This is a genomic window from Streptomyces monashensis, assembly GCF_001866665.1.
GTDB classification, from domain to species: domain Bacteria; phylum Actinomycetota; class Actinomycetes; order Streptomycetales; family Streptomycetaceae; genus Streptomyces; species Streptomyces monashensis.
On sequence record NZ_MLYO01000035.1, the window covers coordinates 126,315 to 142,674 of the forward strand.

Consider the following 16,360-nt stretch of genomic DNA (forward strand, 5'->3'; position numbering starts at 1 on the left):
TTGGATGTCGTTGATACGGGGAATTCAATGCCGGGCACGCTCCTGGCAGGCGACGCGGCTCGAATGGAGGGCGGAGCGCGACCGCTGGAAGGCCGACCACAAGCGCTTCACCGCCGCGGCGCGCGCCGCCAGGAAGACGGGCAAGTCCCCGGCCGCCGACCACCCGGGCCCGCCGCCCACCGGCTACGCACTGCTGCCCTGGCTGCTGATGGGGATGGGCTCCTTCTCCAACCTCCTCCAGGGCAAGACCCCGAACCCGCTGATCGGCGGCCTGGGCCTGCTGCTCTTCAACTCGCTGTACGTCTACGTCACCTTCCGCTCCTTCCACCGTGAGAAGCGCGAGGCGGTCTCCACCCGCGTGGCGCTGGCGATCATGGCCCTGCTGACCACGGGCCTGGCCCTCGGCTACGGCGGCAACTGGCTGCTGTTCTTCCCCCTGCTGGGCCTTGCGACGGGGGCGACGCTGCGCGGCCCGTGGCTGGGCCGGACGGGCATCCTGCTGGCCGCGTACGCGGGCGCGATCTCCGGCGTCCACGAGGGCTCGGACGCGGTCAACATCGCCTACGCCACGTTCCTCTCCAGCATGGTGACCGCCGCGATCCTCGGCCTGTCCGAGGCGGTACGGGAACTGCGGGCCGCGCGCGAGGAGCTGGCGCGGCGCGCGGTGGAGAAGGAGCGGATGCGGTTCTCGCGGGATCTGCACGATCTGCTCGGGCACACGCTGTCGGTGATCGTGGTGAAGTCGGAGGCGGCCCGGCGGCTGGCCCCGCGCGACATGGACGCCGCGCTGGGCCAGATCGCGGACATCGAGTCGGTGGGCCGGCAGGCGCTCACCGAGATCCGCGAGGCGGTGACCGGCTACCGCGAGGGAAGCCTGGCCACCGAGCTGACCCGGGCCCGCTCGGCGCTCTCGGCGGCGAGCATCGAGCCGCGGGTCCGCCAGTCCGGGGTGCCGCTCGCCCCGCAGACCGAGGCGCTGCTCGGCTGGGTGGTGCGCGAGGCGGTGACCAACGTGGTCCGGCACAGCGACGCGAGCCGCTGCGAGATCGCCGTCGAGAGCGGCGCCGAACAGGCCCGGCTCACCGTCACCGACAACGGCACGGGCAGGCCGGTCAGCAGGCCCCAGCAGGGCATCGGCGGTACGGGTCTGACGGGGCTGACCGAGCGCCTCGCGGCGGCGGGCGGCTCCCTCACGGCCGGCCCGTCGCCGCGCGGCGGCTTCACGGTCACCGCCGAACTCCCGGTGGAGTCAGCGGAGTCGGCCGAGTCGTCGGACTTCGTGGTTACGGCGCCCAGGGCGTACTGACGGCCCAGCTCACGTCGTCGGTCCAGGACGTGCTGCTGTCGAAGGCGTTGGACCCGCCGTCGCTCGCTATGTAGAGGTTGTAGTCGTAGTGGCGCAGGTATCTCGTGGGGTAGTTGTACGAGGCGAACGAGGTGCCGGTGCCGCTCTTGCCGGTCTGCGGGCAGAAGGTGGCGTCCTGCCGGAACTGGGCGGTGCCGTCCATCGGTTGCCGGTAGAGCTTGAAGTCGGAGTGGCGCAGGAAGTCGCCGGGGTAGTTGCGCGACTCGAAGGAGACGCAGGAGCTGTCGGCGAGGCCCTTGCGCACGATCCAGGTGGCGTCGTTCTTGTCGAGGGCGGAGCTGGACGAGGTGACGGACGACAGCACGCCCGCGTTGTTCTGGTGCCGGACGTAGTCGCTGGTGCAGCAGGACGTGGTCGCGCGCAGGGAGATCTCGGAGCCGGCGTTCAGCGTGCCGGCGGCGCCGGTCGCGCCGCCGTAGCCGACGGAGACGATGTTCGACTGCACGGAGTTGTCGGCGGCGTCCGTCGGGATGCCGGAGGTCATCACGCCCTCGAAGAAGGACCCGATGGAGCCGTTGCTGTTGTCACCACCGGTGCCGAGGACGATCGCGCCCTCCTGGTGCATCGGGGAGTACCCGCTCGTGGTCGGCTCACCGCCTGAATAGGTGGTCGTGAGCCCGCCCGATTGCGCATTCCCCCATTTGAGCGCGAAATGGTCCTGCCCGTTGTTCTTGAGGAGTGCGGTCACGAACGGCAGCGCGCCGGTGCCGGTGTCGGAGGAGTTCTTGCTGTATCCGGCGTCGGACTGGAACAGCCCGTTCTCCAGGTCGGCCTGCACCCAGGGTCCGGAGCCGTAGCACGGCGAGAACCAGCACTCGGTGCCGAAGTTGATGGCGTCCATGTGCCCGTTGCCGGTGTCCTTGTTGTTGGTCTCGGCGTTGCCGTAGTCGAAGCAGCAGGAGCCGTTGACGTGGGTGCCGGAGGTCACCATGTACATCCCCTCGGCGGCGCCGTTGGTGGCGACGCCCGAGGTGGCGTCGTTGCGGTAGCCCATGCCGGCGGAGATCTCCAGGCCGTAGACCTGGTGGCCGCCGACGGTCACCGGCAGCGCGTCCGCGGGCGCCCCGACATCGGCCTTGCCGGCCCCGCCCGCGCCCTCGACCGTGAGGTCGTTGTGGCGGGCGGACTGGTCGTAGATCCGGGTGACGATGCAGGTCGTGCCCGAGCAGAAGGAGTCCTGGGCGGCGGCGTCGGCGTAGCCGCCGGCGGACAGCAGCCCGATGTTCCTCGTGGCGCCGTCCGAGGCGCGCTGCACCTGGTACAGCGAGCCGTTGTACGACGAGTACAGCGCCCGGACCATGCTGTGCGCGGCGACACAGGGGGTGCCCGCGGCGGCGTAGACGTCACAGGGCAGCGAACCCGCGGCGGCCGCCTGGGGCGCGCCGGTGCCGAGGAGCAGCGCGGCGACGGTGGCACAGACGGCGAGCGCGGAGAGGACGGCGCTTCTCAGACGCCCTGGGCGGGAGGTTCCGGGGAGCAAGGTGCACCTCAGTTCGTGTGGGGCAGCGGTGCGTTCGTAATCTCGGACAACGTTCGACCGAAATACCGAACCTATTCCACTGCTGAATTACCGGGGATTTCTTGAAATGCAGGGGCGATTGTTTGGGCGCCGCCGAAGGCCGTCAAGACCCGCCGCACCGGAACATGCGATTTCTTTAATCGGCGGCTACTGCCCGCGCCGCGAGCAACGGCTGGAAGAAACCCGTCTCTTCGGGCATCAGCCAGACGATGTCCGCGAATCCCTCGGCGGCGGCGAATCCGGCGAGCCGCTCCCGCTTGATCGCCCAGTAGCTCGCCGACCGGACCCGCACGCGCCACTCCCCCCGGCCCTGCCCCTCCCCCTCCCCCTGCGCCAGCAGCAGCTGGAAGTGCTCCAGGTCGTAGCGCTCACCGTCCTCGCGCCAGTGCCACAGCTGGAAGCTGACGGCCCGCCCGGTGCCGTCGGCGGACGCGTGCACCTGCGGGAGCGTCGAGGCCGGACGCTCCCGCCGCAGGTCGTCGTAGGCACGGGTACTGACGAGCAGCCGCCCGCCCGGACGCAGCACCCGGCGCATCTCGGCGAGCGCGGCCCGCACGTCCCGCTCGGTGAGCAGGTGGGGCAGCGCGTTGTCGGCACAGACGACCGCGTCGAACCGGCCTCCGGCGAAGGGCAGTTGCCGCATGTCGGCCACCGCGGCGGCCAGCCCCGCCCCCAGCCGCCCGGCCTCCCTCCCGGCCCGCGCGACAGCCCGGGCGCTGACGTCGGTCCCGACGACCCGGTGCCCGCGCAGGGCGAGCCCGAGCGCCTGCGTCCCGATCCCGCAGGCACAGTCCAGCACGGCCGCACGCTCCCGCCCGATCAGGGCGTCGAGCGCGGCACCCTGGCGGCGGAGGGACGCCTCCCAGTCCGCGTAGATCAGGTGGTAGTCGTCGGCCAGCTCGTCGTAGAAGCGGGACGTCGACGCGGCGTCGGGCATGGCGGCACACTACGACAGGCCCGCGACGCCGGGATGGTCCAAGCGACACCCCCTGGCGCTCGGCGGATGCGGCCGGGCCCGTGGCCGTACGCTGAGCCCATGAACGAGATGCCCCGGGACGGCAGGCCCGCCACGTGCATCCGGGTTCTGCTCGCCGAGGACCAGGGGATGATGCGCGGGGCGCTCGCGCTGCTGCTCGGGATGGAGGACGACATCGAGGTCGTCGCCCAGGTCGCCCGGGGTGACGCGATCGTCGGGGAGGCGCTGCTGCACCGGCCGGACGTGGCCCTGCTGGACATCGAACTCCCGGGCGCGAGCGGGCTGGACGCGGCGGCGGAGCTGCGCGAGCAGGCGCCCGACTGCCGCGTGCTGATCCTCACCACCTTCGGCCGGCCCGGCTACCTGCGCCGGGCCATGGAGGCCGGAGCGGCCGGGTTCCTCGTCAAGGACGGTCCCGTGGAGGACCTGGCCGCGGCCATCCGTCGGGTGCTCACCGGCGAGACCGTGGTCGACCCCGCGCTGGCCGCCGCCGCGCTCAGCGCCGGGCCGAGCCCGCTGACGGCCCGGGAGCGCGACGTGCTGAAGGCGTCGGTGGACGGCGCGACGGTCGCCGACATCGCCGGCCGGCTGCATCTGTCCGAGTCCACCGTCCGCAACTATCTGTCCTCGGCGATCGGCAAGACGGCCACCCGGAACCGGGCGGAGGCGGTACGGGAGGCCCGGCAGCAGGGATGGCTCTGACCGCCTACGCCGCCCGCAGCACCGTCACCACCGCCGCGCCGCCCAGCCCGATGTTGTGCGCGAGCCCCACCCGCGCCCCGGGCACCTGCCGCTCGTCCGCCCGGCCGCGCAACTGCCAGACCAGTTCGGCCGTCTGGGCCAGGCCGGTCGCGCCCAGCGGATGGCCCTTGGAGATCAGCCCCCCGGAGGGGTTCACCACCCAGCGGCCGCCGTACGTCGTCGCGCCCGACTCGACGAGCTTCCCGGACTCCCCCGCCTCGCACATGCCGAGCGCCTCGTACGTCAGCAGCTCGTTGACGGAGAAGCAGTCGTGCAGCTCGATCACGTCGACGTCCTCGATGCCGAGCCCGGACAGCTCGTACGCCCGGCGCGCCGCCTCGCGCGACACCGGCTGCCCGACGACGTCGATGCAGGAACCGGAGGCGAAGGACTCCTCGGTGTCCGTGGCCATGGCCTGTCCGGCGATCTCCACGAGCCCGGTGAGCCCGCGCGCGTCCGCGAACCGCCGCGACACCACCACCGCGGCCGCCGCGCCGTCCGAGGTCGGCGAGCACTGGAGTTTGGTCAGCGGCCGGTGCACCATCCGGGCGGACAGGATGTCGGCCACCTCGTACACGTCCCGGAACTGCGCGTAGGGGTTGTGGGCGGAGTGCCGGTGGTTCTTGGCGGCGACGGCGGCGAGCTGCGCCTGTGTCGTGCCGTACCGCTCCATGTGCTCGCGGGCCGCGTCGCCGAAGATCTGCGCGGTCGGCGGGGCCTGCTCCAAGCCGTGCCGGGCGGCCATGACGCCGTAGTGCCGGGCCACGGGAGACGTCGAGAAGTCTCCGCCGTCCGCCCCACCGCCCAGCGCGCCCTTCTTCATCTTCTCGAAGCCCAGGGCCAGGACGCAGTCGGCCGCGCCGCCCTCGACGAGTTGCCGGGCGAGCATCAGGGCGGTCGAGCCGGTGGCGCAGTTGTTGTTGACGTTGTAGACGGGGACGCCGGTGAGACCCAGCTCATACACGGCGCGCTGACCGGCGGTGGAGGGCTGGAAGCAGTAGCCGACGGGAACCTGTTCCACATCCGCGTAGGCGATCCCGGCGTCGGCGAGGGCCGCCTCGCCCGCTTCCCGCACCATGTCCCAGTACTGCCATGAACGGGTCTCGGGCTTCTCGAACCTGGTCATCCCGACCCCGGCGACATAGGCCTTCATGGCGCGCAAGACTAGAACGCGTTCCATCAACCCACAAGAATTGATGCACCGTCAGAATCCCATGGGTGGGTCAAGGATCCGTTAGAAGCCCGAAGCAACGGAATAGTTGCCTGTGCATACGAGGTTTACCGGGCACTTATGTTCACGGGAGGCCTCACCCAATGACCCACACGACGACCGACCAGCCGCCGCCGAAGCAGGCGAGCGGGGCCGTGGTCCCGGTGCTCGCCTTCGCGGGCATCGTCGTCGCGGTGATGCAGACGCTGCTCGTGCCGGTCATCAAGGACCTGCCGCAGCTGCTGAGCACCGCGCCCAGCAACGCCACCTGGGTCCTGACCTCGACCCTGCTCTCCGGTGCCGTCGCCACCCCGATCATGGGCCGCCTCGGCGACCTGTACGGCAAGCGCAGGATGCTGATCGTCAGCCTCGCCGTCATGGTGGTCGGCGCCCTGGTCAGCGCGCTCACCAGCCAACTGCTCACCATGATCGCCGGCCGCACGCTCCAGGGCTTCGCCATGGGCGCGATCCCGCTCGGCATCGGCCTGATGCGCGACATGCTGCCGCGCGAGAAGCTCGGCTCGGCCATGGCCCTGATGAGCTCCTCCATAGGCGTGGGCGGCGGCCTCGCGCTGCCCGCCGCCGCCCTGGTCGCTCAGCACACGAACTGGCACGCCCTCTTCTACGGCGCCGCCGGCCTCGGCGTACTCGCCATCCTCCTCACCCTCCTCACCGTGCCCGAGTCCCCGATGCGCGCCGAGGGCTCCTTCGACCTGCTCGGCGCGCTCGGTCTGTCCGCCGGTCTGGTACTGCTCCTGCTGCCCATCACCAAGGGCAGCGACTGGGGCTGGTCCTCCGGCACCACGCTCGGCCTGTTCGGCGCGTCCGTCGTCGTCCTCCTCCTGTGGGGCCTGTTCGAACTGCGCGCCAAGGCGCCCCTGGTCGACCTGCGCACCACCGCACGCCCCGCCGTGCTCTTCACCAACCTCGCGTCGATCATGGTCGGCGTCGCGTTCTACGTCGTCTCGCTCGTCCTGCCCCAGCTGCTCCAGCTGCCGAAGGCCACCGGCTACGGCCTCGGCCAGTCCATGGTCGTCGCGGGCCTGTGCGTGGCCCCGCTGGGCCTGACGATGATGTTCACCGCGCCGGTGTACGCCCGCCTGTCCGCGCGCTACGGCCCGAAGACCACCCTCATCCTCGGCCTGCTGATCATCGCGATCGGCTACGGCGGCGGCCTCGGCCTGATGGACGCGGCCTGGCAGACCATCGTCACGTCCGTCATCCTCGGCGCGGGCATCGGCCTCGCCTACTCGTCCCTGCCGGCGCTGATCGTGGGCGCCGTGCCCGCCTCGGAGACCGGCGCGGCCAACGGCCTGAACACGCTGATGCGTTCCATCGGTACGTCGGTGTCGAGCGCCGTCGTCGGCATGGTGCTGGCCAACACGGCGAAGAACGTGGGCGGGATCGCGATTCCCACCATGCACGGCTTCCGGGTCTCCTTCCTCATCGCCACGGCCGCCGTCGCCGTGGGCCTGCTGCTCGCCCTGTTCCTGCCGAAGACCAACCGGCCGGCCCCGCAGCAGCACACGCAACTGCGGGCCAGCAGCGAGGAGGACGAGGTGCTGGAGCGGGCCGAGGAGGTGCTGCGCGGCTTCCGCGGGCGCGTCCTCGACGCCACCGGCGTTCCGGTCGCCCGGGCCAAGGTCACGCTGATCGACCGGCGCGGGCGGCAGGCGGGGACGACGGTGTCCGGCTCCGACGGCACGTATGCACTGGCCGTGCCGGAGCAGGGGGCGTATGTGCTGGCGGCGAAGGCCTCGGGCCATGGGCCGCGTGCTTCGTCCGCCACGCACTCCGGTGAGGAGTTGGCTGTCGATCTGGATCTCTCGTTGCCGGGGGAGGTTGTGAACGCCTAGGAGCTCGGGGGGATCTGTTCGGTTCGCGGCTGCGGCATCGTCGCGGTTGATCGCGCCCACGCGGCGGAGCCGCAAATCGTTACAGCCCCGCGCCCCTTGATTCCCGCACCCCCTGTCACACAGTGGCCGGGGGTGCGGCAGCATGGGCGGTCATACGGATGTACGAAACGGAAGGCACCCATGTCCGCCACGCCTGCACCCACCCCCGCCCCCGAGATCCTCGCCGCGTTCGATGCGGCCAAGGGGTTCATGCCCGTGGACGAGGGGCTGGCGTTGTATGCCGCGGCCGTGGCGGCCGGGCGGGCGGGGCTGCCGTTGCTGGAGGTCGGGACGTACTGCGGGCGGTCCACCGTGCTGCTCGCCGACGCGGCCCGCTCGGCCGGGGTCGCCGCGCTGACCGTCGACCATCACCGGGGCAGTGAGGAGCAGCAGCCCGGCTGGGACTACCACGACCCGGAGACCGTCGACCCCGAGATCGGGCTGATGGACACGCTGCCGGCCTTCCGCCGCACGCTGTTCCGGGCCGGGCTGGAGGAGCACGTGGTCGCCCTGGTCGGCCGTTCCCCGCAGATCGCGGCGGTCTGGAACTCACCGCTCGGCCTCGTCTTCATCGACGGGGGCCATACGGACGAACACGCGAGCGCCGACTACGAGGGCTGGGCGCCGCACGTCGCCGAGGGCGGCCTGCTCGTCATCCACGACGTCTTCCCGGAGCCCGAGGACGAGTTCACCGGGCAGGCGCCGTACCGCGTGTACCTGCGGGCTCTCGCGTCCGGGGCGTTCGAGGAGATCTCCGTCACCGGTTCGCTCCGTGTCCTGCGGCGAACGCGCGCGGGGATCTGAGGCCCCGGTTAGAGTCGCAGACGTGTCGTACACAGGCCCGGAATTCGAAACCCCGCAGCCGCGTCGGCCCCGGCGCGGTCCCCTGACCGTGGCGCTCGCCGCACTGGTGCCCGGTGCGCTGCTCGGCTGGGTGGTGTACGAGGCCGTGGGAGGCGGCGGCTCGGACCACGCCGCTTCCGCCGCGTCGGCCTCCGGCGCCTCCGCCGCACCCTCGTCCCACTCGTCCCCCTCGACCGACTCCGCCGCGCCGCCCGGCTCCGGCGGCGCGTCCGCCGGTGACGGCAAGGACACGGCCGGCGGGTCCGGTCCGCTCGCGGGGAAGGTCGTCGTCATCGACCCCGGGCACAACCAGGGCAACTTCGAGCACGCCACCGAGATCAACCAGCAGGTCGACATCGGGACGAACCGGAAGGAATGCGACACCACCGGGACGTCCACCGACGCCGGCTACACCGAGGCCCGCTTCACCCTCGACGTCGCCCACCGGCTGCGCGCCCTGCTGGAGAAGCAGGGCGCCACGGTGAAGATGACCCGCGACGGGGACAGCCCCGCCTGGGGACCCTGCGTGGACCAGCGGGCCCGGTTCGGGAACACCGCCCGTGCCGACGCGGCGATCTCCATCCACGCCGACGGTGCCGCCCAGGGCGACCGCGGCTTCCACGTGATCCTGCCGGGGTCCGTGCACGCCGGTGCCGCCGACACCCGGAAGATCGTCGGCCCCTCCCGCGACCTGGGCACCCGCATCGCGGGCGACTTCCTGCGCGACACCGGCGAGCCGCCGTCCAACTACGTCGGCAAGGGCACCGGCCTCGTCACGCGCACGGACCTGGGTGGTCTCAATCTGTCAACAGTTCCCAAGGTGTTCATCGAGTGCGGCAACATGCGCGATAGCAAGGACTCGGCACTGCTGACCAGCGGAGCCTGGCGGCAGAAGGCGGCGCAAGGGATGTCTGACGGAATCGTGAGTTTCCTGCGCGAGTCGTGACCGGCGGGCGGATACGGCCGGACGGCCGGATCTTGCGGACGGTAGTGTCTACCGACGACGAGAGACGACCTACGAAGGACCTGAAGTGAATATCCGCTCCCTCACTAGAGGCGACGGCGTGGTGATCGGAGCAGCGGTGGTGCTGTTGATCGCGTCGTTCCTCGACAACTACTCCGTCAACGGAGTGCCGGACAGCGTTTCCATGCCCAGCCTGTGGGCAAGCGGACCGGTTCTGCTCAGCGTCGTGTTCGCGGGGATCATCGGCGCCGCGCTCGTCGTCGTCAACCGCTGCCTGCCTCAGCCGCCCAAGGTCGTGGGCCTGGACCTCGGCCAGTTCGGCGCCGCCTTCGCGGTGTTCGCCGCGTGGAGCGCCCTCGGCAACGTCATCGACCCGGCCGGCGGCCTGAACAACGTCGGCAGTTCCAACGACGGTCCGAGCGCCGGCACCGGCCTGATCATCGCTCTCATCGCCACGCTGGTCATGGCGGGCGCCGCCATCGCCACCCCCCTCGTGCCCGCCCTCCAGGCCGCCCTGGTCCCGGCGCCGAAGCCGGTCGCCCCGCAGCCCTACGGTGCCCAGCCGCCGAGCGGTTACGGCTACCCGGGCGCCCCGGCCCCGCAGCAGCCGTACGGTGCGCAGCCGCAGCCCGGTCAGCCGTTCGGGCAGCAGCAGCCGCCCGCCGCGGCCCAGCCGCAGGCTGCCGCTCCGGCGGCGGCGCAGCCGGCCCCGGCGGACTTCTCGCCGTTCTGGTTCGCCGTGCCGGTGACCCGGCCGCTGTTCGGTGAGGACGGCGCGCCGACCCCGATCGCCGAACTGGCGCCGGGCACCTGGTATTTGGCCGTCGAGCAGCGCGGTGCCACGCTCGTCGCGCAGACCCAGGACGGCCGTCGCGGCGTCCTCCAGGACACCTCCGGCATCCAGCGCGGCTGAGCCCCGCGCGCCAGGACGTACGGCCCCTCGCCCTTCCGGGCGGGGGGCCGTTGTCGTACTCTCGGCTTCCGGCAGGGAAACTGACGGACTGTCAGAAGATAGGTGGCGGCGCATGCGGCTCGGCCTCGCACTCGGGTACTGGGGACGCGGTCCGGACGCCGGGCACGTGCCGCTGGCCGTCGAGGCGGAGCGGCTCGGGTACGACTCGGTGTGGACCGCGGAGTCGTGGGGATCCGATGCCTTCACACCGCTTGCCTGGATCGCGGCGCGGACCTCGACGATCAGGCTGGGTACGGGAGTTGCCCAGATGGCCGCCCGCACACCGGCCGCCACCGCCATGCACGCCCTCACCCTGGACCACCTCTCCGGCGGGCGGATGATGCTCGGGCTCGGACTGTCGGGGCCGCAGGTGGTGGAGGGGTGGTACGGCCGTCCGTTCCCGGCCTCGCCGCTGACCGCGACCCGGGAGTACGTGGACGTCGTACGGCAAGTCCTGCGCAGGGAAGGGCCGGTGGCGGTGGACGGGCGGTTCCATCCCCTGCCGTACCGGGGCCCGGACGGCACCGGGCTCGGCCGGCCGCTGAAGTCCATCACGCATCCGCTCCGGTCCGACCTGCCCGTCCTGCTCGGTGCCGAGGGGCCGAGGAACGTCGCCCAGACGATCCGGATCGCCGACGGGTGGCTGCCGCTGTACTGGGCGCCGAGCCGGCCCGAGGCGTACGGGGAGGCGGTGCGGAAGCTGCCCGAGGGGTTCATGGTGGCGCCGCTGACCCAGGTGCGGGTCTGCGACGACGTGGCCGAGGGGCTGCTGCCCGTCAAGGCCATGCTCGGCTTCTACATCGGCGGGATGGGCCACGCGGCCCGTAACTTCCACGCCGACCTGATGGCCCGCATGGGATACGAGGAGCAGGCCCGGCGGATCCAGGAGCTGTTCCTGGCCGGGCGGCGCGAGGAGGCCGTACGCGCCGTGCCGGACGCCTTCGCCGACGAGATCTCGCTGGTCGGCCCGCGTGAGCGGATCGCCGAGCGGCTGGCGGCGTGGCGGGCGGGCCCGGTGACGGACCTGCTGGCCGTGTCACCGGACCCGCACACGCTCAGGGTGCTGGCGGAGCTGAACTCCTGACCGCCTCCTAGCCCTTGCTGAGCTGCGCGGCCGAGGGCACCTTGTTCTGGACCGGGGCACCGGCACTCGCGCCCGCGCCCTTGACCTTGTTGATCGTGTCGTTGAAGGAGCTGACCGCGCCGGTGTCACCGTTCTTGAGCTTGGCCGGCAGGTTCTTCAGCGCGTCGATGCCCGAGGAGAGCGGCGCGAGCGCCTTGGCGAGCGCCGGGTCGCCCTGGGCGTTGCGCTTGGCGGCCTGGAGGCGGTTGTAGGTGAAGGTACCGGCCAGTGCGGCCTTCACCAGGGCCGACTTGCGCCCGTGGGCGCCCTTCTTGAACTTGCCCGCCTTCCAGGGCTTCACGATCCACTGGTAGGTCGCGCCGGCCGCGAGGCCCGCGTTCGCCACGAACCTGGTCTTGGCGAACTTCTGGCGCTCCGCCGAGGTGGTCGGGCTGGGTTTGGCGGCGGGGACGGCCCGGACCGCCGAGGTGTCCTTCGTGTCCTTCGTGCTGGTCATCTCGCCGGTGCCGCAGGCCGCGGTACCGGCCAGCAGGGCGGTGGAGAGCGTGAGCGCCACGACGTGGCGTCGGATCGGTACGCGCACGGGGTCCTCCGGACGTCTTCCCCGAGTCTTCTGGTTCCCCTGGCAGGGTGGCGCGGCTGGCCGGAGTACGCCACTCGGGGGGCTTCCGGTTGCGATTTCCTGCGGGTGCCGGGCTCAGGTGCAGCAGTCCGGGTCCAGGCCCCTCGGCAGCTGCTCGCCCCCGAACACCGCGCACGTCGCCTCGTGGCCGCCCAGGGCCGCCACCGCGAGCAGCAGGGAGCCCGCCGTCCAGCTGGTCAGCTCGCGCGGCCAGATCGCGTCGTCGTCGAAGACGTAACCGGTCCAGTACAGGCCGCTGTCGGGGTCGCGCAGGTGCTGGATGGACTGGAGGACGGTCAGGGCGCGGTCCGACTCCCCCACCGCCCACAGGGCGAGGGCGAGCTCGCAGGACTCGCCGCCAGTCACCCACGGGTTGGGGACCACGCAGCGCACGCCGGTGTCCGGTACGACGAAGCGGTCCCAGGACCCGGCGATGCGGGCCCGGGCCTCCTCGCCGGTGAGGGCGCCGCCGAGGACCGGGTAGTACCAGTCCATCGAGTAGCGGTCCTTGTCGAGGAAGCGCTCCGGGTGGCGGCGGATCGCGTGGCGCAGCGCGCCGACCGCCAACTCCCAGTCCGGCTGCGGCTCTTCACGCTGCTCGGCGATCGCGAGGGCGCAGCGCAGCGCCTGGTGGATGGAGGAGCTGCCGGTGAGCAGCGCGTCCGTGGCGGGCGTGCCGTCGCCGTCCTGCCGCCAGCCGATCTGGCCGCCGGGCCGCTGGAGCCGCAGGACCCATTCCACCGCCGCGTAGACGCTGGGCCACATGCGGTCCAGGAAGGTGTCGTCGCCGGTGGAGAGGTAGTGGTGCCAGACGCCGACGGCTATGTAGGCGACGAAGTTCGACTCGCGGCCGCGGTCGGTGACGTCGTCGTGGGCGCCGTCGGCGTAGGCGGCGTACCAGGAGCCGTCCTCGTTCTGGTGCCGGGCCAGCCAGGTGTACGCCCGCTCGGCGGCCGCGTGCTCGCCGGCCGCGTCCAGGGCCATCGCGGCCTCGGTGTGGTCCCAGGGGTCCAGGTGATGCCCGCGGAACCACGGGATCGCGCCGTCCTCCCGCTGTACGGCGAGGATGCCGCGGACGGTCGCGGCAGCCTGCTCGGCGGTGAGGACCCCGGGCAGGACGAGGTGTTCTGTCCGGGGGGTGGTCACTTGGCGGCCACCCCTTCCGTCCCGTCCGCGATGCACGGCAGGTGCGGCTTGGTGGCGTAGACCACGAAGCTCTTGCCGATCACCGGGTTGAGCGCCTGCTCGGCGACCCGGGTGGCCAGCGGCTTCTTCATGATGTCCCAGACCAGCAGCTTGTGGTACGCCCGCACCGGCAGCGCCTTGTCGTTGTCGACGCCGAACGCGCACTTCAGCCACCAGTACGGCGAGTGCAGCGCGTGCGCGTGATGGCTGCCGTACGGCCTGAGGCCGGCCTCGCGGACCTTCGCCGTCAGTTCGTCGGCCTTGTAGATGCGGATGTGGCCGCCCTCGACCTCGTGGTAGGCGTCGGACAGCGCCCAGCAGACCTTCTCGGGGCCGTAGCGGGGCACGGTGATGGCGATGCGGCCGCCCGGCCTGAGGACGCGGACCATCTCGGCGAGCACGCCCTTGTCGTCGGGGATGTGCTCCATCACCTCGGAGATGATGACGACGTCGAAGGACTCGTCGGGGAAGGGGAGGGCGAGGGCGTCGCCCTCCATGGCGGTGGCGGTGGCCCCCTCGGGCGCCTCGCCGGCCTCCTTCATCGCCGCGAACCACTTGGCGACCTCGCGGATCTCCTCGCCGTTCTGGTCCAGGGCCACGACCTGGGCGCCGCGCCGGTAGCACTCGAAGGCGTGCCGGCCGGCCCCGCAGCCGAGGTCCAGGACACGGTCGCCCGGGGCGAGCGGGAACCGGGAGAAGTCGACGGTCAGCACGTGGCCCTGCTTTCGGTGTAGACGCCTGTTGCTGCGGCCGCGGGGCGGCCCTCGGGGAGCGGCTGGGGGTGCGGGCCGCCCGCGCTGTCGATGGCCTCGCGGTAGCGGGTGACGGTCCCCTCGGCGGCCCGGGCCCAGGTGAAGCGGGCGAGCACCCGCTCCCGGCCGGCCCGGCCGAGCCGGGCGCGCAGCTCCGGGTCGCCGAGCAGCCGTACGAGCCCGGCGGCGAGCGCGCCCGCGTCGCCGGTCGGCACGGCCAGACAGGTCTCGCCGTCGCGGCCGGCGACCTCGGGGATCGCGCCGCCGGTCGTGGCGAGCAGCGGGGTGCCGGTGGCCATGGCCTCGGCGGCGGGCAGCGAGAAGCCCTCGTAGAGCGAGGGCACGCAGGCGACCTCGGCGGAGCGGATCAGGTCGACGAGTTCGGCGTCGGAGATGCCCTTGACGAACTCGACGGCCCCGGCGAGGCCGTAGCGCTCGATGGCCGCCGCCACCGGCCCCTCCTCGGGGCGCTTGCCGACGACGACGAGGTGGGCGGCCGGGTGCTCGGTGCGCGCCTTGGCGAGCGCCTCCACGAGGAAGACCAGGCCCTTCAGCGGCACGTCGGCGCTGGAGGTGGTGACGATCCGGCCCGGTACCTCGGGCACGGCCGGATTCGGCGAGAACAGGTCGGTGTCGGCACCGATGTGGACCACGTGGATGCGGTCGTCGCGCACGCCGAGGTGGTCCACGATCTCCTGGCGGGAGGTGCCGGAGACGGTGAGGACGGAGGGCAGCCGGCGCGCGACGCGCTTCTGCATCCGGGTGAAGGCGTACCAGCGCCGGACCGAGTAGCGGCGCTGCCAGCCCTCGGCCGCGTCCAGCTCCAGCTGCCGGTCGACGGTGATGGGGTGGTGGATGGTGGTGACGAGGGGCGCGCCGATGTCGCCCAACAGGCCGTATCCCAGGGTCTGGTTGTCGTGGACGACGTCGAACTCGCCGCGCCGGGCCAGCAGATGGCGCCGGGCGCGCAGGGAGAACGTCAGCGGCTCGGGGAACCCGCCGGTCCACATGGTCGCGACCTCGAGACCGTCGATCCAGTCCCGGTACTCGCCCCGGCCGGGGGTGCGGAAGGGGTCGGGCTGGCGGTACAGGTCGAGGCTCGGCAGCTCGGTGAGGGTGAGTCCGGGGTACCCCTCGTCGAGGACCGGGTACGGCTGCGAGCCGATCACCTCGACACGGTGTCCGAGGCGGGCCAGCTCGCGCGAGAGATGCCGCACGTAGACACCCTGGCCGCCACAGAACGGGTTCCCTTTATAGGTGAGGAGCGCAATGTCGAGCGGTCGCTCGCCGTCGGCCGCAGGATCCTCCCGGACACCCGCGGCACGGGCCTCAGCGGTCACTCCGTGCCCCCTTCTGCCTGCGCTGTCCCGCGAGACTACGCCGGGACGCTAATCTAGAACAAGTTTCAGACTTGATCGTTCAAGAGCCTCTGAATCTACCGGCAGGTAAGGGAGCTGTGAGCGGTGGATCAGGTGATTCACGCCACGGCGGACCGCTCTGCCATGCTGTTTGATCACGTGCCCTACAGACGCCCTCACCGACTGTCACGGAGCGGGACCCATGCCTGCGGAATCCAAGCCGGAAGCCAGTACGGTCCGGCCCTCGTCGTCGGCCTTGTCGGCCTTGTCGTCCTCGGCTCCGCTCACCGAGCGGCAGGAGGCCCGCCGGCGCAGGATCCTGCACGCCAGCGCCCAGCTGGCCAGCCGGGGCGGGTTCGACGCCGTCCAGATGCGCGAGGTCGCCGAGTCCTCCCAGGTCGCCCTCGGCACCCTGTACCGCTACTTCCCCTCCAAGGTGCACCTGCTGGTCGCCACCATGCAGGACCAGCTGGAGCACATGCACGGCACGCTGCGCAAGAAGCCCCCGGCGGGCGACACGGCCGCCGAGCGCGTCGCGGAGACCCTGATGCGCGCCTTCCGCGCCCTGCAGCGCGAGCCGCACCTGGCCGACGCGATGGTCCGGGCCCTCACCTTCGCCGACCGCAGCGTCTCCCCCGAGGTCGACCAGGTCTCCCGCCAGACGACGGTGATCATCCTGGACGCGATGGGCCTGGAGCACCCCACCCCCGAGCAGCTCTCGGCGGTGCGCGTCATCGAGCACACCTGGCACTCGGCGCTCATCACCTGGCTCTCGGGCCGCGCCTCCATCGCCCAAGTGAAGATCGACATCGAGACGGTGTGCCGCCTGATCGACCTGACGGAGCCGGGCGCGCACCGGTGACCGCGGTCGCCGGCGACCGTCGTCGCGGGTG

15 protein-coding genes are annotated in these 16,360 nt (G+C 71.9%); 8 read left to right on the top strand and 7 right to left on the bottom strand.

Annotation, left to right across the window (positions count from 1 at the left end; translation table 11 throughout):
* Positions 1-4 precede the first annotated feature (4 nt).
* A complete protein-coding gene (locus tag BIV23_RS21745) occupies positions 5-1,306 on the top strand; it encodes a sensor histidine kinase (RefSeq protein WP_071382586.1) in 1,302 nt (433 codons plus the stop codon).
* On the opposite strand, the gene BIV23_RS21750 is transcribed toward BIV23_RS21745, so the two are convergent.
* Together BIV23_RS21750 and BIV23_RS21755 are read right to left on the bottom strand one after the other, a co-directional pair.
* A complete protein-coding gene (locus BIV23_RS21750) occupies positions 1,284-2,846 on the bottom strand; it encodes an alpha-L-arabinofuranosidase B (protein ID WP_107471222.1) in 1,563 nt (520 codons plus the stop codon). The two genes, BIV23_RS21745 and BIV23_RS21750, sit on opposite strands and share 23 nt — an antisense overlap.
* Before the next feature lie 175 nt (positions 2,847-3,021).
* Positions 3,022-3,822 carry a class I SAM-dependent methyltransferase gene (locus BIV23_RS21755; protein ID WP_071382588.1) on the bottom strand — a complete coding sequence of 267 codons (801 nt, stop codon included), beginning with the start codon at positions 3,820-3,822 and terminating at the stop codon, positions 3,022-3,024.
* A 99-nt stretch (positions 3,823-3,921) separates the two neighbouring features.
* Between BIV23_RS21755 and BIV23_RS21760 the strand changes: the two genes are divergently transcribed.
* Complete coding sequence (locus tag BIV23_RS21760) at positions 3,922-4,563, top strand: response regulator transcription factor (protein ID WP_177239988.1); 642 nt, start codon at positions 3,922-3,924, stop codon at positions 4,561-4,563.
* A gap of 4 nt (positions 4,564-4,567) precedes the next feature.
* On the opposite strand, the gene BIV23_RS21765 is transcribed toward BIV23_RS21760, so the two are convergent.
* Positions 4,568-5,755 carry a lipid-transfer protein gene (locus tag BIV23_RS21765; RefSeq protein ID WP_071382589.1) on the bottom strand — a complete coding sequence of 396 codons (1,188 nt, stop codon included), beginning with the start codon at positions 5,753-5,755 and terminating at the stop codon, positions 4,568-4,570.
* 161 nt (positions 5,756-5,916) lie between these two features.
* Between BIV23_RS21765 and BIV23_RS21770 the strand changes: the two genes are divergently transcribed.
* From BIV23_RS21770 to BIV23_RS21790, 5 genes are all read left to right on the top strand, one after another.
* Positions 5,917-7,668, top strand: a complete 1,752-nt coding sequence (locus BIV23_RS21770; protein WP_071382590.1) for an MFS transporter — start codon at positions 5,917-5,919, stop codon at positions 7,666-7,668.
* 180 nt (positions 7,669-7,848) lie between these two features.
* Positions 7,849-8,511: a class I SAM-dependent methyltransferase gene (locus tag BIV23_RS21775; protein ID WP_071382591.1), complete on the top strand. Its 663-nt coding sequence runs from the start codon at positions 7,849-7,851 to the stop codon at positions 8,509-8,511.
* A 22-nt stretch (positions 8,512-8,533) separates the two neighbouring features.
* Positions 8,534-9,496 (top strand): N-acetylmuramoyl-L-alanine amidase, encoded by a 963-nt coding sequence (locus BIV23_RS21780; RefSeq protein WP_177239989.1) that lies wholly within the window; start codon positions 8,534-8,536, stop codon positions 9,494-9,496.
* 85 nt (positions 9,497-9,581) lie between these two features.
* On the top strand, positions 9,582-10,427 hold the full coding sequence (locus tag BIV23_RS21785) for a DUF5336 domain-containing protein (RefSeq protein WP_071382593.1): 846 nt from the start codon (positions 9,582-9,584) through the stop codon (positions 10,425-10,427).
* Positions 10,428-10,539: 112 nt separating this feature from the next.
* Positions 10,540-11,550 carry an LLM class F420-dependent oxidoreductase gene (locus BIV23_RS21790; protein ID WP_071382594.1) on the top strand — a complete coding sequence of 337 codons (1,011 nt, stop codon included), beginning with the start codon at positions 10,540-10,542 and terminating at the stop codon, positions 11,548-11,550.
* Positions 11,551-11,557: 7 nt separating this feature from the next.
* Here BIV23_RS21790 and BIV23_RS21795 read toward each other — a convergent pair whose 3' ends face one another.
* The 4 genes from BIV23_RS21795 to BIV23_RS21810 all read right to left on the bottom strand — a co-directional run bounded on the left by BIV23_RS21795 (position 11,558) and on the right by BIV23_RS21810 (position 15,449).
* Positions 11,558-12,133 (bottom strand): hypothetical protein, encoded by a 576-nt coding sequence (locus BIV23_RS21795; protein ID WP_071382595.1) that lies wholly within the window; start codon positions 12,131-12,133, stop codon positions 11,558-11,560.
* Positions 12,134-12,247: 114 nt separating this feature from the next.
* Entirely contained in the window at positions 12,248-13,318 is a 1,071-nt protein-coding gene (locus BIV23_RS21800) for a prenyltransferase/squalene oxidase repeat-containing protein (RefSeq protein ID WP_071382596.1), read from the bottom strand.
* Positions 13,315-14,070 carry a class I SAM-dependent methyltransferase gene (locus BIV23_RS21805; protein WP_071382597.1) on the bottom strand — a complete coding sequence of 252 codons (756 nt, stop codon included), beginning with the start codon at positions 14,068-14,070 and terminating at the stop codon, positions 13,315-13,317. Before BIV23_RS21805 ends, BIV23_RS21800 begins: the two co-directional genes overlap by 4 nt.
* The gene (locus BIV23_RS21810) at positions 14,064-15,449 is read right to left on the bottom strand and encodes a glycosyltransferase family 4 protein (protein WP_071382598.1); all 1,386 of its coding nucleotides are present in this window, start codon (positions 15,447-15,449) and stop codon (positions 14,064-14,066) included. Before BIV23_RS21810 ends, BIV23_RS21805 begins: the two co-directional genes overlap by 7 nt.
* 220 nt (positions 15,450-15,669) lie before the next feature.
* On the opposite strand from BIV23_RS21810, the gene BIV23_RS21815 reads away from it, so the two are divergent.
* On the top strand, positions 15,670-16,329 hold the full coding sequence (locus tag BIV23_RS21815) for a TetR family transcriptional regulator (protein WP_071382599.1): 660 nt from the start codon (positions 15,670-15,672) through the stop codon (positions 16,327-16,329).
* Positions 16,330-16,360: the final 31 nt, after the last annotated feature.

What these genes read in the sequence shown, in the direction of transcription:
- BIV23_RS21765 (WP_071382589.1), bottom strand. Translation starts at nt 5,755, where the DNA reads ATGAAGGCCTATGTCGCCGGGGTCGGGATGACCAGGTTCGAGAAGCCC.
- BIV23_RS21790 (WP_071382594.1), top strand. Translation starts at nt 10,540, where the DNA reads ATGCGGCTCGGCCTCGCACTCGGGTACTGGGGACGCGGTCCGGACGCC.
- BIV23_RS21775 (WP_071382591.1), top strand. Translation starts at nt 7,849, where the DNA reads ATGTCCGCCACGCCTGCACCCACCCCCGCCCCCGAGATCCTCGCCGCG.
- BIV23_RS21745 (WP_071382586.1), top strand. Translation starts at nt 5, where the DNA reads ATGTCGTTGATACGGGGAATTCAATGCCGGGCACGCTCCTGGCAGGCG.
- BIV23_RS21755 (WP_071382588.1), bottom strand. Translation starts at nt 3,822, where the DNA reads ATGCCCGACGCCGCGTCGACGTCCCGCTTCTACGACGAGCTGGCCGAC.
- BIV23_RS21770 (WP_071382590.1), top strand. Translation starts at nt 5,917, where the DNA reads ATGACCCACACGACGACCGACCAGCCGCCGCCGAAGCAGGCGAGCGGG.
- BIV23_RS21760 (WP_177239988.1), top strand. Translation starts at nt 3,922, where the DNA reads ATGAACGAGATGCCCCGGGACGGCAGGCCCGCCACGTGCATCCGGGTT.
- BIV23_RS21815 (WP_071382599.1), top strand. Translation starts at nt 15,670, where the DNA reads ATGCCTGCGGAATCCAAGCCGGAAGCCAGTACGGTCCGGCCCTCGTCG.